The 26,523-nt window shown below is 66.8% G+C and carries 23 protein-coding genes and 1 pseudogene; 6 read left to right on the top strand and 18 right to left on the bottom strand.

Translation table 11 applies throughout. From position 1 onward, the window contains the following. The 8 genes and pseudogenes from HMPREF0591_RS19040 to HMPREF0591_RS19000 all read right to left on the bottom strand — a co-directional run. A partial coding sequence (locus tag HMPREF0591_RS19040) for a virulence factor Mce family protein (protein WP_083802023.1) occupies positions 1-1,546 on the bottom strand: 1,546 nt, incomplete at its 3' end. Then, a pseudogene (locus HMPREF0591_RS19035) lies at positions 1,543-3,101 on the bottom strand (virulence factor Mce family protein). The gene HMPREF0591_RS19040 and the pseudogene HMPREF0591_RS19035, both read right to left, overlap by 4 nt. Then, positions 3,098-4,138, bottom strand: coding sequence for a virulence factor Mce family protein (locus tag HMPREF0591_RS19030; protein WP_007170278.1), 1,041 nt, complete (start codon positions 4,136-4,138; stop codon positions 3,098-3,100). The pseudogene HMPREF0591_RS19035 and the gene HMPREF0591_RS19030 overlap by 4 nt, the downstream one beginning before the upstream one ends. 13 nt (positions 4,139-4,151) lie before the next feature. Continuing rightward, entirely contained in the window at positions 4,152-5,468 is a 1,317-nt protein-coding gene (locus tag HMPREF0591_RS19025) for an MCE family protein (RefSeq protein WP_007170277.1), read from the bottom strand. 6 nt (positions 5,469-5,474) lie between these two features. Next, positions 5,475-6,344 carry an ABC transporter permease gene (locus HMPREF0591_RS19020; RefSeq protein WP_007170276.1) on the bottom strand — a complete coding sequence of 290 codons (870 nt, stop codon included), beginning with the start codon at positions 6,342-6,344 and terminating at the stop codon, positions 5,475-5,477. Between the two features lies 1 nt (position 6,345). After that, on the bottom strand, positions 6,346-7,059 hold the full coding sequence (locus tag HMPREF0591_RS19015) for an MlaE family ABC transporter permease (protein ID WP_425270221.1): 714 nt from the start codon (positions 7,057-7,059) through the stop codon (positions 6,346-6,348). A 761-nt stretch (positions 7,060-7,820) separates the two neighbouring features. Beyond that, positions 7,821-8,492: a TetR/AcrR family transcriptional regulator gene (locus tag HMPREF0591_RS19005; protein WP_007170274.1), complete on the bottom strand. Its 672-nt coding sequence runs from the start codon at positions 8,490-8,492 to the stop codon at positions 7,821-7,823. Between the two features lie 225 nt (positions 8,493-8,717). Then, positions 8,718-9,023, bottom strand: coding sequence for a hypothetical protein (locus HMPREF0591_RS19000; RefSeq protein WP_007170273.1), 306 nt, complete (start codon positions 9,021-9,023; stop codon positions 8,718-8,720). A 272-nt stretch (positions 9,024-9,295) separates the two neighbouring features. Here HMPREF0591_RS19000 and HMPREF0591_RS18995 point away from each other — a divergent pair, with 272 nt between their 5' ends. Beyond that, positions 9,296-10,957 carry a purine-cytosine permease family protein gene (locus HMPREF0591_RS18995; protein WP_007170272.1) on the top strand — a complete coding sequence of 554 codons (1,662 nt, stop codon included), beginning with the start codon at positions 9,296-9,298 and terminating at the stop codon, positions 10,955-10,957. On the opposite strand, the gene HMPREF0591_RS18990 is transcribed toward HMPREF0591_RS18995, so the two are convergent. After that, positions 10,954-12,288 carry an acyltransferase family protein gene (locus HMPREF0591_RS18990; RefSeq protein WP_007170271.1) on the bottom strand — a complete coding sequence of 445 codons (1,335 nt, stop codon included), beginning with the start codon at positions 12,286-12,288 and terminating at the stop codon, positions 10,954-10,956. The two genes, HMPREF0591_RS18995 and HMPREF0591_RS18990, sit on opposite strands and share 4 nt — an antisense overlap. An 83-nt stretch (positions 12,289-12,371) precedes the next feature. On the opposite strand from HMPREF0591_RS18990, the gene HMPREF0591_RS18985 reads away from it, so the two are divergent. Further along, positions 12,372-13,343: an aldo/keto reductase gene (locus tag HMPREF0591_RS18985; RefSeq protein WP_007170270.1), complete on the top strand. Its 972-nt coding sequence runs from the start codon at positions 12,372-12,374 to the stop codon at positions 13,341-13,343. A 66-nt stretch (positions 13,344-13,409) separates the two neighbouring features. Here the strand turns inward: HMPREF0591_RS18985 and HMPREF0591_RS18980 are convergent, their stop codons facing one another. The 3 genes from HMPREF0591_RS18980 to HMPREF0591_RS18970 all read right to left on the bottom strand — a co-directional run bounded on the left by HMPREF0591_RS18980 (position 13,410) and on the right by HMPREF0591_RS18970 (position 15,909). Then, positions 13,410-14,513, bottom strand: coding sequence for an NAD-dependent epimerase/dehydratase family protein (locus tag HMPREF0591_RS18980; protein WP_007170269.1), 1,104 nt, complete (start codon positions 14,511-14,513; stop codon positions 13,410-13,412). Then, positions 14,510-15,040 carry a nuclear transport factor 2 family protein gene (locus tag HMPREF0591_RS18975; RefSeq protein ID WP_007170268.1) on the bottom strand — a complete coding sequence of 177 codons (531 nt, stop codon included), beginning with the start codon at positions 15,038-15,040 and terminating at the stop codon, positions 14,510-14,512. The genes HMPREF0591_RS18980 and HMPREF0591_RS18975 overlap by 4 nt, the downstream gene beginning before the upstream one ends. 62 nt (positions 15,041-15,102) lie before the next feature. Next, positions 15,103-15,909: an acyl-CoA thioesterase gene (locus HMPREF0591_RS18970; protein WP_007170267.1), complete on the bottom strand. Its 807-nt coding sequence runs from the start codon at positions 15,907-15,909 to the stop codon at positions 15,103-15,105. Positions 15,910-16,029: 120 nt separating this feature from the next. Here HMPREF0591_RS18970 and HMPREF0591_RS18965 point away from each other — a divergent pair, with 120 nt between their 5' ends. Beyond that, positions 16,030-17,259: an acyl-CoA dehydrogenase family protein gene (locus tag HMPREF0591_RS18965; protein ID WP_007170266.1), complete on the top strand. Its 1,230-nt coding sequence runs from the start codon at positions 16,030-16,032 to the stop codon at positions 17,257-17,259. Positions 17,260-17,271: 12 nt separating this feature from the next. After that, the gene (locus HMPREF0591_RS18960; RefSeq protein WP_007170265.1) at positions 17,272-18,138 is read left to right on the top strand and encodes a hypothetical protein; all 867 of its coding nucleotides are present in this window, start codon (positions 17,272-17,274) and stop codon (positions 18,136-18,138) included. Between the two features lie 245 nt (positions 18,139-18,383). Here the strand turns inward: HMPREF0591_RS18960 and HMPREF0591_RS18955 are convergent, their stop codons facing one another. Both HMPREF0591_RS18955 and HMPREF0591_RS31095 read right to left on the bottom strand, forming a co-directional pair. Next, on the bottom strand, positions 18,384-18,767 hold the full coding sequence (locus tag HMPREF0591_RS18955) for a hypothetical protein (protein ID WP_040623369.1): 384 nt from the start codon (positions 18,765-18,767) through the stop codon (positions 18,384-18,386). After that, positions 18,767-18,970, bottom strand: a complete 204-nt coding sequence (locus HMPREF0591_RS31095) for a type II toxin-antitoxin system HicA family toxin (RefSeq protein WP_007170263.1) — start codon at positions 18,968-18,970, stop codon at positions 18,767-18,769. Before HMPREF0591_RS31095 ends, HMPREF0591_RS18955 begins: the two co-directional genes overlap by 1 nt. 247 nt (positions 18,971-19,217) lie before the next feature. Between HMPREF0591_RS31095 and HMPREF0591_RS18950 the strand changes: the two genes are divergently transcribed. After that, a complete protein-coding gene (locus HMPREF0591_RS18950) occupies positions 19,218-20,012 on the top strand; it encodes an SDR family oxidoreductase (RefSeq protein ID WP_007170262.1) in 795 nt (264 codons plus the stop codon). Here HMPREF0591_RS18950 and HMPREF0591_RS18945 read toward each other — a convergent pair. The 4 genes from HMPREF0591_RS18945 to HMPREF0591_RS18930 all read right to left on the bottom strand — a co-directional run bounded on the left by HMPREF0591_RS18945 (position 20,005) and on the right by HMPREF0591_RS18930 (position 25,392). After that, positions 20,005-22,920, bottom strand: a complete 2,916-nt coding sequence (locus tag HMPREF0591_RS18945) for an MMPL/RND family transporter (protein ID WP_007170261.1) — start codon at positions 22,918-22,920, stop codon at positions 20,005-20,007. The two genes, HMPREF0591_RS18950 and HMPREF0591_RS18945, sit on opposite strands and share 8 nt — an antisense overlap. Then, the gene (locus tag HMPREF0591_RS18940) at positions 22,917-23,351 is read right to left on the bottom strand and encodes an MmpS family transport accessory protein (RefSeq protein ID WP_007170260.1); all 435 of its coding nucleotides are present in this window, start codon (positions 23,349-23,351) and stop codon (positions 22,917-22,919) included. The genes HMPREF0591_RS18945 and HMPREF0591_RS18940 overlap by 4 nt, the downstream gene beginning before the upstream one ends. Positions 23,352-23,643: 292 nt before the next feature. Beyond that, the gene (locus HMPREF0591_RS18935) at positions 23,644-24,252 is read right to left on the bottom strand and encodes a TetR/AcrR family transcriptional regulator (protein ID WP_007170259.1); all 609 of its coding nucleotides are present in this window, start codon (positions 24,250-24,252) and stop codon (positions 23,644-23,646) included. Positions 24,253-24,462: 210 nt separating this feature from the next. After that, complete coding sequence (locus tag HMPREF0591_RS18930; protein WP_040623109.1) at positions 24,463-25,392, bottom strand: alpha/beta hydrolase; 930 nt, start codon at positions 25,390-25,392, stop codon at positions 24,463-24,465. 138 nt (positions 25,393-25,530) lie between these two features. Here HMPREF0591_RS18930 and HMPREF0591_RS18925 point away from each other — a divergent pair. Next, on the top strand, positions 25,531-26,523 hold a 993-nt coding region (locus HMPREF0591_RS18925), incomplete at its 3' end, for an aldehyde dehydrogenase family protein (protein WP_007170257.1).

Here is a 26,523-nt window from a genome sequence, read left to right as displayed (position 1 = left end):
CCCCCGTCGCTGCGGCCGCCGGTGTCGGCGGGACCGGGCCCGGCACCACGCCCGGCCCCGGCGGGGGCGGTGGGATCGGCACCTGCGGCGCTTGCAGGCCGATGGGCGGCACCACGGGGTTCTCGTCGTAGGCGTTCGGCGGCCCGGGCGGGGTTTGCAGTCCCGCGGGCGGGGGCGGGGAGTCGGGGCCGCCCATCAATTCGGTCAGCGATTCGGGGGTCAACAGGCCCCCGGTGGCCGGCCCCACCTGCGTGCCCTGCATCCCCGGCGCGACCACCCAGCCGGGCTGGGTGTTGCGGTGCGAGAACGGGGTGTCGGGGACCCAGATCCCCGGCACCGTCGTGTCCTTGTACCCGTTGGGCGGCTGCAGGCGGGGTTCGGAGTAGGCGATTTCCTTGGGCAGCGCCTCGGCGGTGCTGAACAGGTTCAGCCCGAACGGCAGGTAGTTGAACTTGATCGCATCGAGGATGGGCGCCAGGTATTGCGCACACAGCTCGGCGGATTCCTGGTAGCCGAGCCGGCTGCCGGCCTGAATCATGCTGCACATGAACTGCATTGGGTTCGCGAAGTTCGGGATCGCGGGGATGGACATGACGGCACCGTGTGACGGGTGATAGATCTGGCTGAGGTTCGTCTCCAGCGTCGGCAGGACGTGCAGCGCGGTCTCCAGTCCGTTCAGCGGGTCGGGTTGGACCAGCGTGGTGGTCAGGTTGGCGAGGTTGTCGACGTCGTGGGCGAGCACCTCGCGGTTCTTGGACAGGAACGGGCGGAGCGTGGAGAGGAGGCCGTCGAACTGCCGGAGCGCATTGGCGAGGTCGCGGTCGGACCCGGTCAACTCGTCGGTGAACTGGGCCAGGTTCTTGTTCAGCGCGACGAACTGACGGTCGTCCTTGTGCAGGGCGTTGACGAACTGAGCCAGGCTGCGCACCACCGCGAAGAAGTCGCCCCGGCCCTCGTTCAGCGCGGTCAGCGACCGCGACAGGCTGTCCAGCGTGGTGTTGATCTGCTTGCCCTTGCCGGCCAGCCCATCCGCGAACGACTCGATGGCCTCACCGAACGGGCCCTTGGGTTGCTCGGGCGTCGGGCCGAGTTTGGAGATGATGTTGGCGACGCTCTCGCGCAGTTCGTCCCACTCGGTCGGCACCTGGGTGCGCTCGATCGGGATCACCGCGTTGTTGCCCATCACCGGGCCGCCTTTGTAGGGCGGCTCCAGCTGAATGCTGCGCGATGCCACCAGTGTCGGGTTCACGACCACCGCGGACGCGTTGGCCGGCACCTTGTATTTATTGTCGTAGTGAAACGTCACCTTCATCTTGTCGCCGGCCGGCTCGATCTTGTCGACCGATCCCACGCGAACGCCCATGATCTGGACTTTGTCCCCGGAATAGAGCGCGTTCGCCGTTGGGAGGTAAGCGACCACGGTGTTGGTGGTGAGCTTCTGGTAGAGCCGCCAGCCGACGAGCCCGGCGACCAGCGCCAGCAGGACGATCAGGGCCCCTACGACCGTCCGGGGCCGCAGTTTGCCGATGGGGAAGACGCTGCTCAATTCTGGCTACCTCCCGTGACGCCGCTGCCCCCCGTGCCGCCGGGGTTGATGAACGGTGCCGGCAGTTGCTCGCCGGGTCCCGGCGGCGCGGGCGGTCCCGGCGGAGGCCCGGGCGCGAACGCCGACGGTGGGGGGTGGGGCCGGCGGGTTGCAGGTTCTCGGTGCGCGCGCCCGGTGGGGCCTGGGCGGGCAGCGGCACCGGTGTGCCCGGGACGTTCGGTGGCGCTTCGCCCGGCCGCCCGGCGATCGGGATTCCGGGTGTCGGCGGCAGGCCGTTCGGGTTCGGCGGCGACGCCGCGACGTCGATCGGTGCCGGGAAACTGCCGCCGAACGCGCCGGCGTCAACACCGGCGCACGGCAACGGGTTCCACGGCCGCGGCAGCGCGTCGGCCGGCGGCGTGTACGAGCAGGCCGTTCCCGGCGGGACGGCCGGCCCCGGGTGGTCGGGGGTGCCTTCCCGCACGGGCGGTGCGGGAGGCGGCGCCCCGTTGGGGAACCGGGTGCCGTTCGGGTCGGGCCAGCGGAACTCGGGAAGCCCGGCGCTGCGCCAGAAGTCCTCGGGGTCGATGCCGCGCTTCTTGAAGGCGGCGTCGACGAACGGCTGCAGGATCCAATACGGCAGCAGGTTCGACAGGACGATCTTGAAGTACGGCCCGGACGCGACGGATTCCCCGAGCGACGCGGCGAATTGGCTGACGTAGGTGAGGGTTTGAGCCAGGTCGTCCTTTCGCGCCACCAGCACGTCGCTGATCGCGCGCAGCTGCTCGAGCACGGGATTGAGGTTCGGGTTGTCGTTGATGAAGCCCTGAACCTCGGCCGAGAAGGCGGAGATGTTCTGCAGCAGAGCGCCGATGGCGCGGCTTCGTTCGTTGAACGCGGCGAGCAGCGTCTTGGTGTTCACCAGCAGCCGATTGATCTGTTCGCTGCGATCACCGAGGACGCTGGCCACCTGATGGGCCTGTGCGAGCAGGTGCTTGACCTGTTCGTCGCGTTTACCGATGGTGTCGGAGAATCTGGTCAAACCGTCGAGCGCGGCACTCAGGTGCGGGTAGGTCTGATCGACGGTCTGCGACAAGACATTCAGCGACTGCTTGACGGTGTCGATGTTCCAGCCGGTGGCGGCCTTGGTGATGTCGAAGTTCGCGTCGTAGAGCTGGTAGGGGGTGGTGCTCTGACCCAGAGGCAACACGGCTCCGGGACGCAGCGTCTGGCTTCCCCGGGGATCGATCTCGAGCACCTTCTTGCCCAGGATGGTGTCGGTCTTGATCGCGAGCCGGCTCTCGCTACCGATGGTGTTGGCGCCGATGTTGAACTTGATGAGGACGTGGTCGCCGTCGATGTCGAACGCCTCCACCTTGCCGACGTTCACGCCGGAGATGCGCACCTTGTCGCCCTTGTTGAGTTGACCGGTGTCGGTGAACTGCCCGTAGTAGCTCGGACTGGCGAACATCATCGGGATGCTGGTGAAGCTTTGGCCGACGGCGACGACGAGCACCAGCACGGTGATGCCCATCAGCCCGACCCGGTTGCGGTTGAATTCCGTCAGCGTTCTCATTGCGGCGTGCACCTGCCGGTGGGCTGCTGCCAGATCCGGACCGTGCGGACCGGGCCGCCGGCCTGCAACCCGTTCCACCTGATGCTGAGGTCGCAGAGGTAGAAGTTGACCCAGTCGCCGTAGAGGCCGATGCTGCGTCCGATCAGGTTGAGCGCGGTCGGCGTCTTGTGGATGAGGTCGCCGAGCTGATCGCGTTGGTCGACGAGCGGCTGCTGCAGAGCCTGCAGGTAGTTGATCGCCTTGTGCAGCAGAGCGCGGTTGTCCGCGAGCAGGTCGGCGACCGTTCCGGTGGCGTTGCTGATGTTGGCGGTGCCGGCGGCCAGCGGGTCGGCGTGGTTTTGCAGGCCGGTGATCAACCTTTCGAAGTTGTCGACGGTCTGGTCGAACTCCTTGCGATGCCGAACCGTGGTGTCGAGCACGGTGTTCAGGTTCTTGATCACCTCACCGATCGCCTGGTCGCGTTCGGCGATGTGGGCGGTCAGCTGCGCCGTCTGGTCGAGGATGTCGTTGATGGTGCCGCCCTGCCCCTGGAAAACGGTGATGATGGCCGACGCGATGGTGTTGACCTTCTCGGGATCGAGCGCGCGGAACAGCGGCTTGAAACCACCGATCAGGGCGTCGAGATCCAGCGCCGGTGCGGTCCGGGACAACGGGATGAACCCGCCCGGCGGCAGCACCCGGTCGGCGCCCTCGCCCTCGCCGCGCTTGAGCTCGAGGTAGCGGTCGGCGAACAGGTTGAGATAGCGGATCTGCGCGGTCGTCGTCTGGTAGAGCGGTATCGAGCGGTCGACGTCGAAGTCCACCATCACGCGCCGGCCGCCGTCGATCAGCCGCACCGCCTTGACCTTGCCGATCTCCACCCCGGCGGCGCGGACGAACTGGCCGTTCTTCAGCCCGGTGGCGTTCTTGAACTCCGCGGAGTAGCTGTTGGTGCTGTTGAAGCGCATCTGGGCGAACACCACGACGATCGACACGGTGATCAGCAGCAGCACCAGCGAGACGATGCCGAGCTTGATGGCGGAGCCGGTAATCTTCATGAATTCATCGCTGTCATGGGTTGATCGTGTTGTCCCCGACTTGACGGCCCCAGACGTACTCGATGGCGTACGGGGAGCCGGTCTCCAAATGGTTGTAGGGCGCGAGGCTGGCGCCGGTGTCCACCACCAGACTCGGGGCCGGCCACAGGTCATGGGTGATGGCCTGCCAGCAACCCGGCGCGCCGCCCGGGCCGCCGCGGGCGTTGACCCGCGGCAGATTGTCCGGATAGACAAAGGGATTGGGTGCCCCGCCGACCAGCCCGGCCAGCCCGAGGAGTCCCATGGTGGCCGCGGTGCCGGCCAGCCCCGGCAGCGTGAGTATGCCGCCGAGCCCGGAGGTCAGCTCGGTCATGGTTCTCAGCGCGTAGCCGTTGCCGCCGCCCGTCGTCGCATAGGCCGCCGGTTCTTCGTCGTAGTAGTTGCGGATGGTGCAGAAGAACTCGGGGCTGTAGGTGTCGAGCAGCTGGGCGGTGGGCACCAGGTCGGCGGCGCCGCGCTGCAGGTAGGGCCCGCCGCGCTTGAAGATGTCCTCGCCGGTGTTGCCCAACCCCGCCGCGGACAACAGGGCGGAATCCAGGTCGGCTTCCTGCCGGTGCAGCGTGCGCGCCGTGACCACCGCGTTGTTCAGCGAGTCAAGCAGATCCGGCGCGGCGTTGGCGTAGACATCGCCCAGCGTCGCGAGCTGTTGGATGTCATGCCGGATCTGCGGCATTTGCGGATTGATGTCGTCGAGGATGGCGTTGGCGTTGACGATCGATTGCCCGAATTTGTCGCCCAGCCCGGTCAACGCCTGCGCGGCCGCGGCCAGCGTCAGGTTGACCTTGACCGGATCCAGCTTCTCCGTGATCGAGGTGAGCGTCTCGAACAGCGTGTTGAACTCGGTCGTCACCGACCTCGCATCGATCACGTGTTGCGACGTGATGCGTTGCGGCGTGGGCTTTTTCGGTGAGGTCAACGACACATACTTGTTGCCGAACACCGTGGTTGCCTTGATATTGGCGTCCACGTTTGACGGAATCAGCTCGATCCACTTCGGATTCACGTTCAAGACGAACCTGGCGGCCGGTGTGCCGTCACGCTCGATCTCCGAAATGCTGGCCACCCGGCCGATCTCCACGCCGTTGTAGGTGACCTTCGAACCCGGGTCCATCACCAAACCGGCCCGCGGGGCCAGCATCGTCAACTGGGTCGTCGGCGTGAGCCGGCCCCGAAACTGCAACCAGACGAACCCCAACACCACGGCCGAGACGATCAAGAACACCAGCGCCGTCGTCCGGTACGGCGGAATGCGTTGCGGGTTCTCCTTGAGTTTCGGGGCGGGGGTCGTCATGGGCGGCTACACGGTGAGGTTGAAGTTCGGGGTTTTGCCGTAGACCGCCATCGCGGTCAGGACGACCACCACGACGATCGTGATCAACGACAGCCGCATCGACCGGCCGACCGCTTCGCCGACGCCGACCGGGCCGCCGGTGGCGGTGTAGCCGTAATAGCAGTGGGTGGTCATCACGACGACCGCGACCAGGATGACCTCGGCGAACGACCACCCCACGTCGTTGAGGCGCAGGAAGGTGTGGAAGTAGTGGTTGTACGTGCCGATGGACTGGCCGTACAACAGGACGGTGGTGACCTGCTGGGACAGGAACGCCATGGTCATCGCCAACCCGTAGAGCGGGATGATGACGATCAGGCCCGCGACGACCCGGGTGGACGCCAGGAAGGGGACCGACCGGATGCTCATCACTTCGAGCGCGTCGATCTCCTCGCTGATGCGCATGGCGCCCAGTTCGGCGGTGGCGCCGGCGCCGACCGTGGCGGCCAGCGCCTGACCGGCGGCCACCGGCGCCACGAACCGCACGTTGACCAGGGCGGCCAAGAATCCGGTGAATGCCTCGACACCGATGTTGCCCAGCGTCGCGTAGCCCTGGATGGCGACCAGTGAGCCCGCGGACAGGGTGATGAAGCCGACGATGGCGGCGGTGCCACCGACCACCGCCATCGCGCCGGTGCCCATGCCCATCTGGGCGACCATGCGGAGCAGCTCTTTGCGGTAGCGGTGCACGGCGAACGGGATCTGCCCGATCGCGCTCAGGGCGAACCAGACCATCTGCCCGATCTCGACCAGGGGCCGGGACGGGACGTCGCCGTAGCGGATGACGAGCGCGCTGGTCCGCGGGAAGCGGACGCGCAGTGCTGCAGCCGTGGACATGTCAGCGCCCCGTCCCGAACCGGACGCCGATGGTGGTCAGCGCGGCGTTGACGGCGAACAGCGCGATGAAGCACAGCACCACCGTCTCGTTGACGGCGGTCCCCAACCCTTTGGACCCGCCGCGGACGATCAGGCCGCGGTAACAGCCGACCAGCCCGGCGATCAGCCCGAACGTCGCGGCCTTGATGAACGCGATCACGACCTCGGGCAGGCCGGTGAGCGCCGTCAACGTGGAGAGGTAGGCACCGCTCGAGACGTTCTGCAGGTACACGCTGAACAGGTAGCCGCCCCCCAGTCCGACGGCGACCACGAGGCCGTTGAGCAGCACCGCGACCATCGTCGATGCGACGACGCGGGGCACCACGAGCCGGTGGATCGGGTCGATGCCGAGCACCTCGAGCGCGTCGATTTCCTCGCGGATGGTGCGCGCGCCGAGGTCGGCGCAGATGGCGGTGCCGCCCGCCCCGGCGACCACGAGGACGGTGACGATCGGGCCGAGCTGGGTGACCGCGCCGATCGCGGCACCGGCGCCGGAGACGTCGGCGGCGCCGATCTCGGCCAGCAGCAGGTTGAGCGTGAAGATGAGCAGCACGGTTTCCGGGATGGACACCGCGATGGTGGGCAGCAGCGACACCCGCATGAGAAACCAGCCATTCCAGATGAACTCGCGCCACTCGAATGGCTGTTTCAGCGCCTTGCCGGTCAGCACGCACATGCGGAAGAACCCGCCGGCGACCTCGGTCCCGGGCCGAAGCCGGCTCCCCACTTTGCTGGCAACCGGGTGCGAGGTGGTCATCCGCACCGCCCTTCAGTCAAGCGCGCACCGAGTGGCGCCGTGTCCGCCGAGCGCCCACGAGGGTCGCGGGCCGTGCCCGGATCGGAACCGCGCTGGCGAACTCGGTCTGGATCGGCGGGCTGGTTCGCCCAGCCGCCGCATGGCGAAAAGAGTTGCGCTACAGAGCCGCTCGATGGGCGGGGGAGCGACGACGACTGCGGGCGCCCTCGCCCCCTGCTTCGGTGCGGCAGTGCCGTGTGTTCGCCGTGGGGCGCACCACCGCCTCGTTCCCGCCGCCAGTCGACCAGGTGATCCCCCCGACTGGCACTTCGGGACCGTGCCCTCAACTCCATACCGCCCTCGTTTGCGCCACGCAGCAACTATGGCATTCGACCGTACGGTCAGTCAATAACCTACGCTGTGCGTCGCCGTGACGCCGGGGATCGGCAGATGTGCCTGCTCAGGTTGAAGTCGCGGTATTCGCTCCATTAACAGGGATTTTCAGCCTTCCAATGGCGGTCCCTGTTGATTGCGCGCGCGCGGGTCGCTACGGGAAAGGCGGGGCAATCACTGACCTGGCGTACAGTGACAACCCACTTGCCGGTTAGCCCGACGAAGGTTCCACCGGGCCGCCTCCGGCGCATAACGGTGATCGGTCGAGGTCAATCGCCTTCCGGCGCAGGGCGTTCGAGGCTAGGTGATCAATCTGCGGAACTCGTGACCGCGGCAAGGCATTCGCGTACCACCGAGACGACCTGCGCCGAGGGGTCCGTCCACTTGCTCAGGCTCAGGCGGTCGAGCAGCAGTCCACCGAGAAACACGTCGACGAAGGCGGCGCCGACTTCTTCGGGCGTCCGGGAATCGGCGGGATCGAACCACACCCACATCCACTGCAGGGACCCCCACAGCTGCAGGGCCGCCAGCTCGGCGTCGACGCTGCGGAACACGCCGCTCTCGATCCCGCTTCGGATCTCGTCAATCGCCAGCGCTTGCAATCGATGACGCAATTTGCGCACGTGCTGCATCGCCGGGTCGTCGAACAACTGAACCACCTCGCGTTGGCTCGCCACCGTGGCATGCCGGGCGACCACTTGTAGCAGTGCGGAGGCGTAGATGATGGCGGCGATGCGTTCGTGGGGCGCGGCCAGGCGGGCCCATGCCATCTCCAGCGCATCGAGTTGGCGGGACAGATGCGTTTCTTCGAGTTCCCGCAACATCTGGGCTTTGGTCCCGAAGTGGTGAACGATGGTGCCCTTCGACATGCCCAGCTCGTCGGCGATGTCGCCCATATTCGTTCTGTCATAGCCGCGTTCGGCGACATAGCGGACGAACGCGTCGAAAATCTCGCCACGTCTACCAGGCGATCGGGGCATCTTCCACCCTTTTGGCTCAAACTAACCGTACGAACGGTCTATCATAAGCTCCGCGATGTCAAGATTCGGTCAGGCTCGGCGGCCGACGTGATTGACGTCGTTCGGCGCCGGCAGCCCGATCCGCCGGGCGCCCCGGACGATCAGGTCGCATGCCGAATCCTTCGGCGTGCCATGGGAAATGACGTGCCAGGAGCCGCCGCTGGTCGGTCCGTCGGTGGGCTGCGCCTACAGCGCCCTGGGGCCGGCGACCCTCGCCGGCGCGGTGACGACGTACGTGTTCGCTTTTGCTGCCGGCTTGATCTCGCCGGCGGTGTACACCGTCATGAGCTCTCTGCCGTCGCCATCGGCGACGCACACGTAAGTATCCGTCTCGGGGTCGTAGTCGAAGCTGTCCCACGCCAAGAGGAAAGCCAAGCAGTTGCCGTCGCGGTCGGCGACGACGAGCTTGTGCACGCCGGACTCCCTGAGTAGCTCGGCATCGTGCGTGCGCTGCTGAGGGGCGTTGTTGGTGTGGAGCGTCGCGTGTGACATATGTCTACTCCCTTACCGAGGGTGTCTCCGTCTAGCCTAGGCTCAACTGCTCGAGGAATCCGAGCCTTGGCGGAAACGTTTCTCCGCGAAAATCGGCCCGACCAGGGCACTACGACCCCTCTCTCAGGGCCGTTGGTCGCATACCCGAAAATGCGGTGCCGGGGGACGGCCCGGGCGCCCGTGGCGGGGGGCTTCGAAGATGCCGGGCGTCACCTTCCCGCAACCCGCGTCGGCTATCTTCGTCGGGACTTTTTCGCGAGCGAGGGGTGGGTATGACGCAGAGAGCGGAGTCGGACGTCGATCTGTCCGCGGCCGTCGTGGACCTGGACACCATGACGGCCACCAGGGAGACGCTCGAGGATTACACGCTGCGGTTCGCGCCGCGCAGCTACCGTCGGTGGTCCACGGCGGTGGTTGGCATCTCGGCTCTCGGCGGCATCGCGTATCTGGCGGACTTCGCCATCGGCGCCAATGTCGGCATCGCGTACGGCACCGCGAACGCGCTGTGTGGCATCGGCATTTTCGCGCTGGTGATCTTCGCGACCGGGTTGCCACTGGCGTATTACGCGGCGCGCTACAACCTCGACCTGGACCTGATCACCCGGGGCAGCGGTTTCGGCTACTACGGCTCGGTGGTCACCAACGTCATCTTCGCGACCTTTACCTTCATCTTCTTCGCGCTCGAGGGCTCCATCATGGCGCAGGGGCTCAAGCTGGGCCTGCACGTGCCCCTCTGGGCCGGCTATGCGTGCTCGACGCTGATCATCTTCCCGCTGGTGATCTACGGGATGAAAGTGCTTTCACAACTGCAGCTTTGGACCACGCCGCTGTGGCTGGTCCTGATGGTCGTGCCATTCGTCTACCTCGTGGTGCGGCATCCGGATTCGGTCCATCAGTTCTTCGGGTACCGCGGCCGCGGCGGTGACGGCACCGTCGACATCGGTTCGAGTCTGTTGGCGGCGGGGGTGTGCCTCTCGCTCATCGCCCAGATCGCCGAACAGATCGACTACCTGCGCTTCATGCCCCCACGGACGCCGGCGAACCGGCGCAGCTGGTGGACGTGGGTGCTGCTCGCGGGACCGGGCTGGGTGGTGTTCGGCGCGATCAAACAGATCATCGGCCTGTTCCTGGCGGTCTACCTGATCTCGCGAGTGGCGGGCTCCACGCCGGTGGCCAATCAGCCCGTGCATCAATTCCTGTTGATCTACCGCAACTTCATGCCGGGTTGGCTGGCGCTGGCGCTGGCCGTGATCCTGGTCGTGCTCAGCCAGATCAAGATCAACGTGACGAACGCATACTCGGGCTCGTTGGCGTGGACCAATTCGTTCACCCGCGTCACCAAGCATTACCCCGGCCGCGTCGTGTTCCTCGCCGTCAACCTCGTCATCGCGCTGGTCATGATGGAAGCCGACATGTTCGACGTGCTGAACACGATTCTCGGGTTCTACGCCAACTGCGGGATGGCCTGGGTGGTGGCCGTGGCATCGGACATCGTGGTCAACAAGTACCTGCTCAAGTTGTCGCCGAAGACGCCGGAGTTTCGCCGCGGCATGCTGTATGCCGTCAACCCGGTGGGTTTCGGGTCGATGCTGCTGGCCGCCGGGCTGTCGATCGTCGCCTTCTTCGGCGGTCTCGGTCCGGCGCTGCGGCCCTACTCGCCGTTGGTGGCGATCATCGTGGCATTGGTGATGCCGCCGATTCTGGCGATCGCGACCAAGGGCAAGTACTACCTGCGCCGCACCCACGACGGCATCGACCTGCCGATGTATGACGAACACGGCAACCCCTCAGCCGCGCAGCTGAACTGCCATGTCTGCCACCACGACTACGAGCGGCCGGATGTGGTGGCGTGCGAGACGCACGGCGCGCATGTCTGCTCGTTGTGCCTGTCTACCGACAAGTTGGCCGACCACGTGCCGCCGGCCCACCGTTAGGCGCTCGGGCGCCGCTGCGTCGGGTGCCCGGTGACGGGTGACAGGGATCTGGGCCGCGCCGCCACCAACACGACCCCGGTGACGAACACGCCCGCGGCCGGCCACGAGAACCGCCCGTCCGGTGCGAAGCCGCCCTGCGCCAACAGATGCAGACCGACGGCGGCCAGGACGGCACCGGTCAGCATGATCGCCTCGGCCCACCGGTCGCCAAGGGGCAAGCCGAACGTGGGCAGCGGAACCGCGAAGAACCGCCGCTGCCACCACAACAACAGCATTTCGCCCGCCGTCACCACGCTGAGGATCGTGATCCACTCCAGCCGGACCAGCCACCACGCCGCCGAACCCTCGGGTGGTTGCGGGATCAGCCCGGCCGGATACGCGACGATTGCGACGACGACCACCGGGATCATGTGCCACAGGTAAAGAGCCATCACGTTGGCGTTGGCGGTGGACAACACCCGCTGTACCGGGCGGTGGCGCAGAACCCGGTCGAGTACCGCCGCGAACGCCATCGCCAACCCGGCCTGCGTGCACCCGAACGCCATCATCGCCACCGTCGGGGGCGTGGTGTTCTCGATCGCTTCGCCCGGGACGCCGATCATGCTCACCGGGTACGGTCCCACCCGGATCAGCAACGCCAGAGCGACGACCGAACCGGCGGCCAGCAGCACCGGTCTGCGCCCGGCCAACAGCCCACCGCGCCAGGCGATCCCGAGCTGGTAGAGCAGGCCCCAGCACAGCAGGTAGTTGAGCGAGCCGACGTAGGGGACATGGCCGGCCAGCGAGACGACGTCGATCAGCACGACCCCCGCCGCCAGCACCGCCGGCACCAGCAGACCCCAACGCCGGTGCGCCGCAACGGCAATGGGCGTCAGCGAGACCACCAGCACGTACACGGCGAGGAACCACAGGTGCATCGCCACCGCCCAACCCGCGTATTCCAGCACCGTGCCCGGTGTGCGCCGCAACTCCAGGACGACCACGATCACCGAAACCAGCGCGACGTAGACCGTGGTCGGACCCAGCACCCGAGCCAGTCGGTGCCTGATCCAGTCCTGGCGCGAGAAACTGCCGGCGTCGCGCCGGTGCGACCACGACACCGCGCCGGCGTAGCCGGCCACGAAGAAGAACACCGGAACCGCCTGGAAGATCCAGGTCAGCCACTGCGTCCAGGGCATGTCGAGCAGCGGGTTCTCGCGGCCGAATTGCCCGTCACGGTAGGTGACCGAACCGGCCAGCCAGTGACCCAGCACGATGAGGACCACGCCGGACGCGCGGTAGAAGTCCACCGCCAGATTGCGGGGCGGTCGCGCGGCGGCTACGTCGTCCATCGGATCGCGGCAAGATCGATGCGCTGCACTCGCGCAACGGTACCCGTCCCGCGGCGCCACGTCGCCGGGCGCACAATGACCGCATGAAACTAGCTCACCTCGCCGACCTGGAGGTCGGCCGCCTGGGCCTGGGCGCGATGGGCATGTCCGTGGCCTACGCGGGCGCAGGTAGTGACGACGCCGAGTCGATCCATACCGTGCACCGCGCCATCGACCTGGGCGTCACGCTGATCGACACCGCGGAGGTGTACGGCCCCTACGCCAACGAGGAACTCCTCGCCCGCGCGCTCCGCGGCCGGCGCGACCGGGTGGTGTTGGCCACCAAGTTCGGCCTCATCTCCCACACCGGTCGCAACGGCCTGGACAGCAGCCCGGCCAACATCCGTATCGCGGTGGACGGTTCGCTGCAACGGCTCGGTACCGATCGCATCGATCTCTACTATCAGCACCGCCTCGACCGCGCGACCCCGATCGAAGACACCGTCGGCGCGCTGGCCGAGCTGGTCGCCGCCGGGAAGATCCGGCACGTCGGCCTCTCGGAGGTGGGCGTGAACACCATCCGGCGCGCGCACGCCGTGCACCCGGTCACCGCCGTCCAATCGGAGTATTCGCTCTGGACCCGCGACCAGGAAGACGCGATATTGCCGCTGCTGCGCGAACTGGGGATCGGTTTCGTCGCCTACTCACCCCTGGGCCGCGGCTTCCTCACCGGCGCCATCCGCTCCACCGAAGGGCTGCCCGACAGCGATTACCGCAAGACCAACCCGCGGTTCTTCGACGAGAATTTCGCGCACAACCTCGAGAGCGCCGACGAATTGCGCAGCATCAGCGCGGAAGTCGGCGCCACCGCCGCGCAGGTCGCGTTGGCCTGGCTGCTGGCGAAGGGGCCCGACATCGTGCCGATTCCGGGAACCAAACGCGTGGCGCGGCTCGAGGAGAACGTCGGCGCCGACGCCGTCGAGCTGACACCGGACCAACTGGCCCGGCTCGACCGGCTCACCCCGCCGTTGGGCGGCCATCACGCGGAAGCGCAGATGGAGTGGATCGACCGCTAATCGGGCGGTCCGAACATGTTGCGGCGCAAGACAAGCCGATGCGAGTGACGAGTGTCGGTGCGCGGGTCAACCGCCAGAGCCGGCGAGCGCCGCGGTGCCGTACTTCTTCTCGATCAACGCCCACGGGTCGGCGTACGGCCCGCGTCCCTCGAGCCGGCGCTGCACCATCAGGACGGCGCGCAGCGCCGGCCGCAATATCGGACTCAGCAGCCGCACCACTGTGCGCATGCGGCCCTGCGTTTCGGCGATCCACTCCAGCGTCTGCGACCAGTCGTGTTCCTGGAAGTCGAGCAGCGCCTGGGCTTCGGTGGTGTCGTACCAGCCGGTGAAGCTCCAGCCGCGGTCGTCGCCTGGATCCCCGGGCAGGCTGGCGGACGGGCCGAGCCCGCCCAGGCCGACCGCCTCCATCAAGCCGTCTTCGAGGTCGCGCTGTGTGAGTACGTAGGACTCGTTGCCGCCGATCAGGATTGCCTTGCCCGCGATGGTCGCCCCGCGGTCGACACCGTTGGCGAAAGCCAGCGCCACGTCGCGCGCATCCACCGCATGCATGCGGTTGTCGCCGGGCATCGACCGCATCAGCAGCAGGGAATCGCCGTTCACCGTCGTGTGCGTGTCCGGCGAGATGACCCCACCCAGGCGGAAGAGCGCATACGGCAGGCCGCTGGCCCGGATCGCGGCCTCGGCGAGCACCTTGTCCTGGCCGTATTGATCGATGGGGTTGACGGGGGTGTCCGGGGTGATCCGCTCGGGCTGCCGGTAGGGGTTGCGCGACCCGTACACCGCGGCGCTGGACGCCATCAGGAACAACGGCGGCCGGGGGAGTGCGGCGCAGGCCGCCAACAGGTTCTCGGTGCCGCCCACGTTCACCTTGCGGGCCAGCGCGGGTTTGCGATACGACAGCGGCGAGACGATCGCGGCGAGGTGAACAACCGCGTCGGGCTCATGGGTGGTGACGAGGTCGCGCAGCGCCTCGGCGTCGAGCAGGTCGGTGTAGGCCGGGATCAGCGTCCCGGGGTGGCGGCCGGCGGCCAGTTCTCGTTCGACGCCGACGGTGTTGTCGTTGCGCAGATCCATCGCGATGACGGTGCGTCCCCGGTCGAGGAGAATCTGGGTGCAACGCTTGCCGACTTGTCCGAACGCGCCGGTGACCAGAACGGTGGAGGCGGTCATGGTTTCATCAGCCCGTTGGCGAGCCTGCCGATCGCCCGGCGGATTCGTCCCGAAACGTAGAAAGAAATCACGGGTGTGACGATATCCTCTCGCAATCGAGTCAGCTTGGAGCTCTTGATGAACCACTGTCCGGAGATGTTCTCGTAGGTCTCGTGGTAGTGGCCGTAGCCCACCAACGTCAGCCCCGGCCCGAACCGAACCACGTCTTGCAGCGCCCACACCCCGCGTGCGGTCGTCGCCGAGTTGAGCGCGATCTCGGGGGCGTGCACCTGGTGGGCGGTGGCCTGGCCGGGCCGTCCGAGCGCCTTGCGCGTGAACGCCACGAACTCGTCCGCTCCGTCGATCACCTTCCCGCCGGCCTCGGCGGTGTCGCTGACGAAGTCATCGGTGAAAACGGTGCGCCAGGCGGCCCAGTCCTTGGCGTCGAGGTGCCGGCAATAGCGGGCCTTGAGCTGCTTGATGGATTCGATCGCCAGCAGCGTCGCGGCGTCCGCGTCGGCGACCATGCCCTCCGCGGGCTCTGTCATGACGGCTCGATTCTTTCCGTAAGCATCACAGCGTGACGTTTCCCTGGCGAAGTGTAAACCCCTCAGCCTTTGAAGTAGACGACCTGATGCGTGGTCGCCAGCAGCACGCCGCCCCGCGACCACAGCTGCGCGCTCTGGTCGAAGTAGCCGCGGGTGAAGCGGTTGGCGTGGGCGGTGCACAGCACGAAGTCGCTGCCCAGCCCGTCGAGTTGCTGCTGGTCGGCGTGAAAGTACGTCGTCAACGAGATCGTGCCGGCAGGGACGATGGCGCCACGGCGCAGGTACACCCGCGGGTAGAAGATGTCGCACAGCGCGGCCAGCGCCGGGTAGTCGAGCCGGCGTCGCCCGGCGTCGCGCACCCACAACGTGGTGGTCGACGACGGGCTCGGGCGGCCGTCTTTGCCCGGCATGGGGCCCTCGACGAATCGCATGTCGTAGAGGCTCGTCCACCGAACGAGGCCGGGGTCGGTCGGAGGGATCCCGTCGGGATCCGGCGCGCTGGGCGGGCGGCTTTCGGTGTCGGCCCAACCGTCGCGGCGCAGGGCGAACAACGCGGTCGCCGTGGTCTTGGCGTCCTCACCCTGGCTGAGTTCGGCGATCCAGTGCTGGTTGGTGCGGTTGGTGCGCGCGGCCCGCAGGAAGATGTCGAAGTCGCCGTCGGTGATGGGCGCGGCGTAGTTGACCGTCAGGGCCAGCGGCTCGCCGATGCGGTCCGGGTGGGACTCGATGGCGCGCAGCATCGCGGCGGCGGTGATGCCGCCGAAGGGGCCCACCATGTTGGCCCATTCCGGATGGGTGCGGCCGCGCACGGTGCCGGTCCCGACGGTCTCCAGTCGGATGGCGTCGTCGAAGGGATGCGTCTCGATCATGGTGAGGACCGCACATTACTTGCCGCTGACGACGGCGCCGGACAGGGGTCTCGACGTGCCGCGGAGCGGTGCTGTACAGTCGCCCAGCACAAGGTTGACGCTCGAACGAGAGGCCATCCGGTGACTTCCGAGTCGGTCGATGAATTCCGGCGCCGGGCCCGGGCATGGCTCGCCGACAACCTGCCGCGGCTGGATTCCGGCGACGCGATGGTGCTGCAGCGCGACGAACTGACCTCCTGGCGGCGGGCCCGCGAACTGCAGAAGAAGTTGTTCGACGGCGGATTCGCCGGCATCTGCTTTCCGCGCGAATACGGCGGCCTCGGGCTGGGCTACGAATACAAGAAGGCGTTCGACGCCGAGGCCCTGGCCTACGAGACCCCGCTGATGCTCAACGTGCCGTCGTTTGCCATCTGCTGTGCCACCATCCTCGACATGGGCAGCGAGGAGCAAAAGCGCGCCCACATCGCGGCCGCGCTGCGGGGCGACGAAGTGCTGGTGCAGTTGCTGTCCGAGCCCAGCGGGGGCTCGGACCTGGCGGGCGTCCGCACGCGCGCCGACCGCCGCGACGGGCGATGGATGATCAACGGCGCCAAGACGTGGAGCACGTGGGCGTTCGCCGCCGATTACGGCCTGTGCCTGGCCCGGACCGACTGGAACGTGCCCAAGCACGAAGGGCTGACGATGTTCCTCGTGCCGCTGCGCCATCCCGGTGTCACGATCAACCGCATCAAACAGGTCAACGGCTCCGTCGAGTTCTGCGAGGAATTCTTCGACGACGTCGACGTCGGCGACGACGCCGTGGTGGGGGAGCCGGGGAAGGGCTGGGAGGTCGCCTCGCGGCAGCTCTACCACGAGCGCCGCAGCATGGGCGACGGATCCGAATACACCAGCGGTCCGGGAATTGCCGAGGCCGAAGACATTTCGGTCGACCTGCCGTCCCTGGTCGAGGAGACGAAACAGGCCGGCAGCGAACGAGTTCGCGAACTGGTGGGCCGTGCCTTGGCCCACCGTGTCGTGCACCGGCAACTCAGCGAGCACGTCTTCCACGCCGTGACCCACGGATCCCTGCCGCCCGCCGCGGGATCGATCATCCGGCTGTCCATGGCCGAGGTGCACGACGTCGAAAACGACGCCGCGCTGGCCGTGGCGGGGCCGGCGGCCACGGTCGACGACGGAACGGGGCTGCTCGACATCGGCACGCGCTACCTCGGGCGTCAGATCGCCAGCATCGGTGGGGGGACCACGGAGATGGCGCGCAACGTGATCGGGGAGCGGGTGCTGAACTTTCCACGCGAGCGCGCCGCGGACCGCGGCGTGCCGTTCAACCAGGTGCGGCACGGGAAAGCTTGAGGGAGGCCCCAATTGGGTGACCAGCTTCGTGACATCCGGGAATTGGCGGGAGACTCCGAGGCCTACCGGGACGAACTGTATCGGCGCTGGACCGGTCTGCTGAGCTACCGCTACATCGGCCGCAAGCATTCCTCGATGGACCTCGGAGAGGTCGACGACACCGTCACCATCCGGCGGGACATGCGCAACGAAGCCGGCGGAATCATGGTGGCGCCGCTGGCCATTTCCTCCCCGGAGGGCTGTCAGACCGACATGGTCGCGGTGCCCAACCCGGTCATCGCGTCGGTCCAGATCATCGACCCCGGCTACGACGTCGACCGGGTCGAGATCGTCGGCTCCGGCATCGTGCATCAGGGCCGCACCATGGGTTATGGGCGCTGCACGATCGTCGACGCCGACAACCCCGAGCGGGTGATCGCCTTCAACGAGGGCCAGGGTGCGATCATCGGCATTCCGTCGGAAGGCCTGGGCCGCATGGACGTTGCGGGCACGGAACTGGTGATCGAGGACTCGCCGGACCTGCCGCCGCTATGGCAGGCCTTCGGCGCCGGCAGGCGCGCCGACGGTCATTGGGTGCTGCCCGAGTTGAGCACCGAACTCGCGTCCCCCGACGCCGCGTTGCACATCGGGCCGCAGCACGTCGTCCTCGAGACCGCGGCGACCGACCTTGCCGCCCAGGTTGCCGGGACGCGGAAGCTGCAGGTGGTCAGCTGGCATGTCATGTTCATGTCACGCGGCAAGGTCGGGCCCTTCCGCGTCGAGGGGACCGCGCATCCGGGTGCCCCCGGACGCGTCGGCGTGCGGATGTTGCTGCACGACGAGGGGAACGCGGACAAGGCCGTCACCTCCGCCGCGGCGGTCTTCGAGGTCGTGAGGTAGGCCGACGTCCAGTGACCCGCCTGGCTGACAATTTCGCAACGGCTCTGCCACCTTGAGTCGTCCGCGGTGGATGTAATTGGTCGTCTAGGCATACCGGCCGTCGCAGTGGTAACCCCCGAAGATGACGACGTTGGTGCCGTCGTGAACTCTGTGCTGAGCGCGCGGATCCCCGATTTCCTCGAGCAGTGTGTCGTATAGGTCAGCGCGGACGAGGATTTAGGCAGCCAAAGGGGCGAAGCGTCGTCCTATGTGTTGGCGAGCTGGCTGACTCGCTGCGGCGAAATGTGGAGGAGCTCGCCGACGTCGCGTATCGGAATGCCGGCTGCGGTCAGCTCATTCACGAATGCGGCGGCCATGTTTTGGGCTTTCTTGGCGGCCTGGGCGGCTTGTTCGCGCATGAACACCAGTTCGTCGGCGCTGCGTTGGATGTTGCCCATGCCTGGGACGTCGATACTGACGATGTCGACGGTGATTTGGTCAAGGGGTTCGCCAGTGCTGATCGCGATGAGGCTGCGGGCCATTTCGGTAATTTCGTTGATACGGCGGGCTTGGGTGAGTTGGTCGATTTCGGGCACGTTGATCATCCACCAGCGGCCGTCGCGGGTGATTTCGGCTTTGTAGTGGCGCATCATGCTTCCTTCTGGCTCTCTTCGATCTTTTTGTTGATATTGCGGACGACGCCCGGGCTGATCGTGCGGTGGCTATCGGGGACCGGTACCCAGACGCCAGACGGGTGGGTCCACTTGGAGTGACGACCGTCGGTGCTCGTCCGGATGAAACCGGCTTCCTTGAGCCTTTTGGTGACTGATCGGGTGGGCTCTTCCTTGACCACCAATATAGTCTAGCGAGATAGACTGTTTCTAGACAAGAAGACTAGATAAAAAAGATACCAGTTCAGAGGGCTTATTCAACACTTTCCGCGTCGCGTCGAAAACAGTTCCGAGATGTGCGTCGACACTCCGTTCTCGCCAAGTATCACCTCCGCGGCGGCGACCCTCGACGTCGTGGGCTGACTATGGCCATACGTCGACTCCTATACGTATGGTGCAAGGACGAACCGACACGACGGGAGACTCGCAGTGGCAGAACGGCTGGCCGGGAAGGTCGCGCTCATCAGTGGGGGCGCGCGGGGGATGGGCGCCTCGCACGTGCGAACGCTGGTCGCCGAGGGCGCCAAGGTGGTGTTCGGTGACATCCTCGACGACGAGGGCAAGGCCGTCGCCGCGGAGGTCGGCCGTGTGAATCCCGGAGCGGCCCGCTACCTGCACCTCGACGTGACCAAACCCGAGGACTGGGACGCCGCGGTGGCCACCGCCGTCAGCGAGTTCGGGCACCTCGACGTGCTCGTCAACAACGCCGGCATCATCAACGTCGGCACCCTCGAGGACTACGCCCTCTCGGAGTGGCAGCGCATCCTCGACATCAACCTCACCGGCGTGTTCCTGGGCATCCGCGCCGTGGTCAAACCGATGAAGGAAGCCGGCCGCGGCTCGATCATCAACATCTCCTCCATCGAGGGGATCGCCGGCACCATCGCCTGCCACGGGTACACCGCGACGAAGTTCGCCGTCCGGGGGCTGACCAAGTCGGCGGCGCTGGAACTCGGCCCCAGCGGCATCCGGGTGAACTCCATCCACCCCGGCCTCATCAAGACGCCCATGACCGAGTGGGTCCCCGAGGACATCTTCCAGACCGCCCTGGGCCGGATCGCCCAGCCCGTGGAGGTCTCCAACCTCGTGGTCTACCTGGCCAGCGACGAGTCGAGCTACTCGACCGGATCGGAGTTCGTCGTCGACGGCGGCACCACGGCCGGCCTGGGGCACAAGGACTTCTCCGCGGTGGACACCGCCGGGCAGCCCGAGTGGGTTACCTAGCGGGACTGAGAGATTCGGTCTCCTCGATTGCCTTTGCCGCACTGGGCTTCGGCCACGGCGACGGCACCGGGCGCTGCCGCACCCGCTGCGGCCACCAGAACCACTTGCCCAGCAGCGCGGCGATGGACGGCGTCATCAGCGACCGCACGATCAGGGTGTCGAACAGCAGACCCAGTCCGATGGTGGTCCCGACCTGCCCGATGACCGTCAGCTCACTGACCGCCATCGTCATCATCGTGAACGCGAACACCAGGCCCGCCGAGGTGACCACCGAGCCGGTACCGCCCATCGAACGGATGATCCCGGTGTTCAGCCCCGCGTGGATCTCCTCCTTGAACCTGGCCACCAACAGCAGGTTGTAGTCTGCGCCCACGGCCAGCAGGATGATCACCGACATCGCCAGCACCATCCAGTGCAGCTCGATCCCGATGAGGTGCTGCCAGATCAGCACCGACAGGCCGAACGACGCGCCCAGCGAGAGCAAGACGGTCCCCACGATCACGGCCGACGCCACCACGCCCCGCGTGATGAGCAGCATGATGATGAAAATCAGGCACAGCGAAGAGATCCCGGCGATGAGCAAGTCGTAGGTGTTGCCGTCGCTGAGGTCCTTGTAGATCGACGCCGTGCCCGCCAGATAAATCTTGGAGCCCTCCAGCGGCGTGCCCTTGAGCGCTTCGTAGGCGGCCTTCTTGATGGCAGGGATGTGCGAAATGCCTTCCTGCGACATCGGGTCGCCGTCATGGCTGATGATGAAGCGCACGGCGTGGCCGTCGGGCGAAATGAAGTTCTTCATGCCCTTTTTGAACTCGGCGTTGTTGAACGTCTCCGGTGGCAGATAGAACGAGTCGTCGTTCTTGGATGCGTCGAACGCCTTACCCATGGCGCTGGAGTTCTTCTGCGCCTCCTTCTGCTGATCCTGCAGGCCCTTCTGCGTCGAATACATGGTCAGCATCGTCGTTTTCATGGCCTTCATGTTCTCGATCATCGACGGCATCAGCGCCACCATCTGGGGCATCAGCGTGTCGAGGTGATCCATGATGGGCAACAGGCTCTCGATGTCGTCGGTCATGATGTCGATGCCGTCCAGGCCGTCGAAGACGGAGCGAAGCGACCAGCACACCGGGATGTCGTAGCAGTGCCGTTCCCAGTACAGGTAGCTGCGGATGGGCCGGAAGAAGTCCTCGAAATCGGCCATGTGCTGGCGCAATTCGTTGATGTCGATGGTCATGTCGTGCATCTTCTTGACCATCTGATGCATGTCGTCGGCCATCTGCGTGGTGATGCTCTGCATCTTCTCCATGCTGTCGATGGTCGTCTGCATCATGTCGGCCTGGTGCAGCATGTCGGCCATCTGGTCTTCTTGGTACTTCTGGTTCATCTGCTGGCTGACGCCCTGCATGCTGATCTGGAACGGGATCGACGTGTGCTCGATCGGCGTGCCCTGCGGCCGCGTGATGGCTTGCACGCGGGCGATTCCCGGCACCCGGAAGACCGCCTTGGCGATTTTGTCGATGACCAGGAAGTCCGCGGAGTTGCGCAGATCGTGGTCGCTCTCGATCATCAGCACTTCGGGATTCATCCGCGCCTGGGAGAAGTGCCGGTCCGCCGCGGCGTAACCCTCGTTCGCCGGAAGGTCGGCCGGCAGGTAGTTGCGGTCGTTGTAGTTGGTGCGGTACCCGGGCAGGGTCAGCAAGCCGACGAGCGCGATCCCGATCGTCACGACCAGGATCGGGCCGGGCCACCGGACCACCAGGGCGCCGATCTTGCGCCACCCGCGGATCCGTTGCGTGCGTTTGGGTTCCAGTGTCTTACGGAATCGCGTGACCACCGAGATGACAGCGGGACCCAGCGTCAACGCCGCCGCGACGACGACCACCATGCCGATGGCCAACGGGATGCCCAGCGTCTGGAAGTAGGGCAGGTTGGTGAAGTGCAGGCAGAAGGTGGCGCCGGCGATGGTCAGGCCCGACCCGAGCACCACGTGCGCGGTGCCCTTGTACATGGTGTAGTAGGCGTCTTCCCGCGACTCGCCGACGGCGCGGGCCTCCTGGTATCGGCCGATCAGGAAGATCGCATAGTCCGTGGCGGCCGCGATTCCCAGCGTGACCAACAGGTTGGTGGCGAACGTCGAGAGCCCAATGAGCTTGAAGTAGCCCAGGAAAGCGACCATGCCACGCGCGGCCGACAACTCGAGCACCACCATCACCAGCGTCAGCAATACGGTGATCACCGACCGATAGACCAACAACAGCATGCCGATGATGACGGTGAACGTGGCCAGTGTGATGAGCTGCAGGCTGCGGTCGCCGGCCTCATGCTGGTCCGCCGACAGGGCCGCCGGCCCGGTGACGTACGCCTTGACCCCCTTGGGCGGGGTCAAGCTCTTGACGATGTTCTGGACGGACTCGACCGATTCGTTCGCCAGGGCCTCGCCCTGGTTACCCGCCAGGTACACCTGGACGTAGGCGGCCTTGCCGTCGTTGCTCTGCGCGCCCGCCCCGGTCAGCGGATCGCTCCACATGTCCTGGACGTGTTCGACGTGTTTGGTGTCGGCGTCGAGCTTCCTGACCATCTCGTCGTAGAAGGCGTGCGCATCGGCGCCAAGCGGCTTCTGCCCCTCCAGCACGATCATCACCGAGCTGTTGGACTTGTACTCGTTGAAGATCGCCCCCATGCGCTTGGTCGCGACGACCGACTGCGCATCGTCGGGAGCCATCGAGACCGAGCGCATCTTGCCGACCTCGTCCAGCTGGGGGACGACGGTATTGAGTACAGCGATGAGCGCGATCCAGACCAGGATGATGGGCACGGCGAAAGTCCGGATGATGCGCGGGATCTTGTCCCGCACCGGTTCATGGGCGACGGGGATGGTGTCGGTGCGGGCGTCATCGAGGTGTGCGCTCATGCGGATTTCACCATGCAGAAGGTCAGGGCGTGCACGCCGTGGGTCATGTTCTCGGCCTTGACTTCGTCGTCGATCGTGATGCGACAACCGAGGGAATTACCGTCGCTCTGTGCGGACAGGTTGGGGAACACCGATGGTGCGGTCGTGCTGAGCACCAGCGTCCAGGGCAGCGGCGCGCCGTCGATCCGTTTCGGGTCGGCGGACAGGTCCAGGTAGTTCACGTTGGCGCTGCTGGCCGAGCCGAACACCTCATACTTGACGACTTTCGGCTTGAACGGCTTGGAATCGTCGAGGCGGGGGCTCGTCAGGATGCCGGTGTCGTGGGCGCCGAAGAAAGATTTCACCCGCGCGACGGCGAAGCCGCCGACCACCAGGACCGCCACGATCAGCAGGGGCAACCACGCGTTGCGCACAACCTTCGATACCTGCACCTAGGTGATTTCCCTTCCCCGTCCGGTCGTCTTCTGGTCAGCGTCAACGTGACCTGTGCACCAGTTCATGGGCAGGGAAGCGCCACGACTTGCGTTGCACCGCAAGGGTTGCCGATCACTCTGATGCGTGTGCGCTCGTTTGCCCGAAGGGGGAACGGCTGCCCAAGCGCGCCGGCGGTCGCCCCCAGCACCGACGCCACCTCATCACGCGTTTGCCGATGCTGCCTGCTGAGCATAGTACATAATGTGCATATCTTGCACGTCATGCAACAATCGGCCGCGGTGTTTCAGGTCACTTCGTGAAGATGCTGTTGACCAGCGCCGCGGCGCGCTCGACGTAAGGCATCGGCGTGTCATCCGGGCCGCCGCCCTCGCCCCGTGACCAGCGCTCGATGCCCGAACGCACAGCCGTCAGCGCCAGCGCCGCGATCAAAGCGACGATCTCGTCGTCGGGTCGCATGCCCTGGCGCCGCGCCACGACGTCGGTCAGGTGATTTTGAAACCGTTCCAGGTCGGCGAGGAATGCCGCCAGGACCGCCGGGGAGGTCTTTGCCAGTTCCAGCATGCCGGCGGCCTGTTCGCGCTTCGGCGGCACGTCGCGGAGGTGGTGCGCCGCAAGCGTGATCAGCTCTTCGAGCACCACCGAATAGGGTGCGGGCCCGGCCGCGACGAAATCCGCGACCAGCTCCGGGGGGATGTCGGAGGGGCCGTAGGCGATCGCGGATTCCTTGTTGGGGAAGTAATTGAAGAAGGTGCGCGTCGACACCCCGGCGTTGGTGCAGATCTCCTCGATGGTCACCTTGTCGAATCCGCGCTCAAGGGCCAGGCGCACCGCGGCGTCGCGGATGTCCGCGCTCGTCTGGCGCCGACGACGCTCGCGCAGGCCCACCGGGTTGGACATGCACCCATAGTTGCACGTTCTGCACACTTTGCAGTCAAAAGGCGCCGGATTTGCCTGTCGCGCCCCGGCGGCCGCCGGCGGCTTGGCTCGCCGCCGCGGGCGCTGGGCGGGGGTGCGGGCGGCCGGATCGACCGTGGCGCTATGCGACCAATGCTGCTGGTGCACAGTTGTTTTGGGTCGGCTCCCGGGAGGAGGGCTTGGGGCGGTGGGCTAGGCGCGGGTCGCTGCCAGGGCGTCCCGCAGGTGATCGCATTGACTGGTGAAAAAATTCACCGACACCGGTGCCTTCTCGACGATCTGGTCGAACGCGTGGAAGGCGCCGGGAACGATCTCCTCATGCACGGGCACGCCCGCCTCGCGCAGGCGCCGCGCGTACTGCAGGCACTCCTCGTAGAAGAGGTCCAGCGTCCCGACGCCGATCCACGCCGGCGGCAGGCCGGACAAATCGCCCCGGCGCGCCGGGGCGGCCTGTTCCGGGTCGGCGCCGTTGAGATACCAGCGCCACGCCAACTGGTTGTCGGATGCGGTCCACATGATCCGCCGGTGGCTGCCGTGGTCGGCGCCCGTGCGATCGTCCAGCATCGGATACACCAGCAGCTGGAATGCCAGAGCGACGTCCCCGCGGTCGTGGGCCTGTTGCGCCAGCGCCGCCGCGAAATGCCCACCGGCGCTGGCGCCGCCGACGGCGATCCGATCGGGGTCCACCCACGGTTGGCGCGCGAGCCACAGCAGCGCCGCGTAACAGTCGTCGACCGGGATCGGGTACGGGTGCTCCGGCGCCAGCCGGTGTTCCACCGCGGCGATCGCGACGCCCGTACGCTGGGACAGTTTGCGCAGGTATTTGTCGTCCTGGGACGCATGGCCCATGATCGTGCCGCCGCCGTGGACCCACAACAGTGCCGGTGCCCGGTCGGGGAGACCGGCCGGACGATGCAGCCGGACGGTGACGTGCTCGTTGACCGCGGCTTCCGGCACGTCCCGCAGCCGTCCCGTGCTACTGAAGAGGTTCATGACCGCCCGCTGAAGCTTGAGGCCGCGGTGCAGCGCGTATCCGCGGGGCAGGAACCGGGCAATCTTTCGCAACCCGGGATCCACCGCCCGCCGCGAGGTAAAAGCGTTGTCGGGGAACCTGTTTGCCATCGAATTCCTCGTTCCGGTGCGCCGGCGGACACGCTGACCATACAGGACAACGATTGTGTCCCGAGCCGTCTTGGCCCGTCTCCCCACGAGTGCCTCGGGCGGCTGATTGGCCCGGCCGGGCGCAGGGTATCCGCTGTCGTGGCTTCGACCCTTACCAAAATCATCAGCGTCCTGGATCCGCGCACCGGTGACCCCGTCACGCAGGTGCCCATCACCGAGCCGGCGGACTGCGACGACGCCGTCCGGCGCGCGGCGGCCGCCGCCGGCTCGTGGGCGCGCACGCCGCCGGCGGAGAGGGCCGCCGCGATCGCTTCCGCAGCCGACGACGTCCGCGCCGCGATCGACGAACTGGCCGAGTTGAACGAGCGGGAAACCGGCAAACTGCGTGACGACGCGCGCGGCGGCGTGGAGGCCGGCGTCGGCACGCTGTTGCAGTACGCCCAGCTGGGTCCGCTGCATCGTGGCCAGGCCCTGCAGGGCGGATGGTCGGCGACCGATCTGATGGTTCCCCAGCCGCGCGGGGTGGTCGCGGTGATCACGCCGTGGAACGGTCCGGTCGCGGTGGCGGCCGGATTGCTCGGCGCGGCCCTCGTGACCGGCAACACCGTCGTGCACAAACCCAGCGAGCGCTGCCCACAGACCGGCCGGCGGTTCGCCGAACTGCTGGCCGCCCGGCTACCCGAAGGCGTCCTCGAGATCGTCAACGGCGACGGGACCGTCGGGGAACGGTTGGCGGCCGCGGAACACGTCGACGTCGTCGCGCACGTGGGTAGCAGCGCGACCGGCCGAGAGATCGCGCGAGCCTGCGCCGAACGCGGCGCCAAGGCGCTGCTGGAGAATGGCGGAAACGACGCGCTGATCGTCGACGCGGATGTGGACCCGGCATGGGCTGCCGCCCAGACCGCGCTGGGGGCCTTCGCCAACGCCGGACAGATCTGCGTCTCGGTGGAGCGCGTCTATGTCGCGCAATCCGTCGCCGACGTGTTCCTCAATGCCCTCATCGACGAGGCGATCGCGTGGGCCGACCGCATCGGACCGCTGGTCGACGAACGTCACCGCGAACATGTTCACGCGCATGTCGAAGAGGCGATCCGGGAAGGAGCGCACCTCCTGGTCGGCGGGGAGCCGCAA

This window comes from Mycobacterium parascrofulaceum ATCC BAA-614 (assembly GCF_000164135.1).
Classification (GTDB): Bacteria; Actinomycetota; Actinomycetes; order Mycobacteriales; family Mycobacteriaceae; genus Mycobacterium; species Mycobacterium parascrofulaceum.
Note: the sequence above shows the minus strand (reverse complement) of the source record. Positions and strands in the feature narration are given on the sequence as shown.

Bases quoted from the DNA above. Each gene is read 5' to 3' on its own strand.
- HMPREF0591_RS19000 (WP_007170273.1), bottom strand. From the start codon at position 9,023: ATGTCACACGCGACGCTCCACACCAACAACGCCCCTCAGCAGCGCACG.
- HMPREF0591_RS18990 (WP_007170271.1), bottom strand. From the start codon at position 12,288: ATGGACGACGTAGCCGCCGCGCGACCGCCCCGCAATCTGGCGGTGGAC.
- HMPREF0591_RS18985 (WP_007170270.1), top strand. From the start codon at position 12,372: ATGAAACTAGCTCACCTCGCCGACCTGGAGGTCGGCCGCCTGGGCCTG.
- HMPREF0591_RS19025 (WP_007170277.1), bottom strand. From the start codon at position 5,468: ATGACGACCCCCGCCCCGAAACTCAAGGAGAACCCGCAACGCATTCCG.
- HMPREF0591_RS19030 (WP_007170278.1), bottom strand. From the start codon at position 4,138: ATGAAGATTACCGGCTCCGCCATCAAGCTCGGCATCGTCTCGCTGGTG.
- HMPREF0591_RS18935 (WP_007170259.1), bottom strand. From the start codon at position 24,252: ATGTCCAACCCGGTGGGCCTGCGCGAGCGTCGTCGGCGCCAGACGAGC.
- HMPREF0591_RS18995 (WP_007170272.1), top strand. From the start codon at position 9,296: ATGACGCAGAGAGCGGAGTCGGACGTCGATCTGTCCGCGGCCGTCGTG.
- HMPREF0591_RS19005 (WP_007170274.1), bottom strand. From the start codon at position 8,492: ATGCCCCGATCGCCTGGTAGACGTGGCGAGATTTTCGACGCGTTCGTC.
- HMPREF0591_RS18945 (WP_007170261.1), bottom strand. From the start codon at position 22,920: ATGAGCGCACACCTCGATGACGCCCGCACCGACACCATCCCCGTCGCC.
- HMPREF0591_RS18975 (WP_007170268.1), bottom strand. From the start codon at position 15,040: ATGACAGAGCCCGCGGAGGGCATGGTCGCCGACGCGGACGCCGCGACG.
- HMPREF0591_RS19020 (WP_007170276.1), bottom strand. From the start codon at position 6,344: ATGTCCACGGCTGCAGCACTGCGCGTCCGCTTCCCGCGGACCAGCGCG.
- HMPREF0591_RS18955 (WP_040623369.1), bottom strand. From the start codon at position 18,767: ATGCGCCACTACAAAGCCGAAATCACCCGCGACGGCCGCTGGTGGATG.
- HMPREF0591_RS18970 (WP_007170267.1), bottom strand. From the start codon at position 15,909: ATGATCGAGACGCATCCCTTCGACGACGCCATCCGACTGGAGACCGTC.
- HMPREF0591_RS19015 (WP_425270221.1), bottom strand. From the start codon at position 7,059: ATGTGCGTGCTGACCGGCAAGGCGCTGAAACAGCCATTCGAGTGGCGC.
- HMPREF0591_RS18930 (WP_040623109.1), bottom strand. From the start codon at position 25,392: ATGGCAAACAGGTTCCCCGACAACGCTTTTACCTCGCGGCGGGCGGTG.
- HMPREF0591_RS18980 (WP_007170269.1), bottom strand. From the start codon at position 14,513: ATGACCGCCTCCACCGTTCTGGTCACCGGCGCGTTCGGACAAGTCGGC.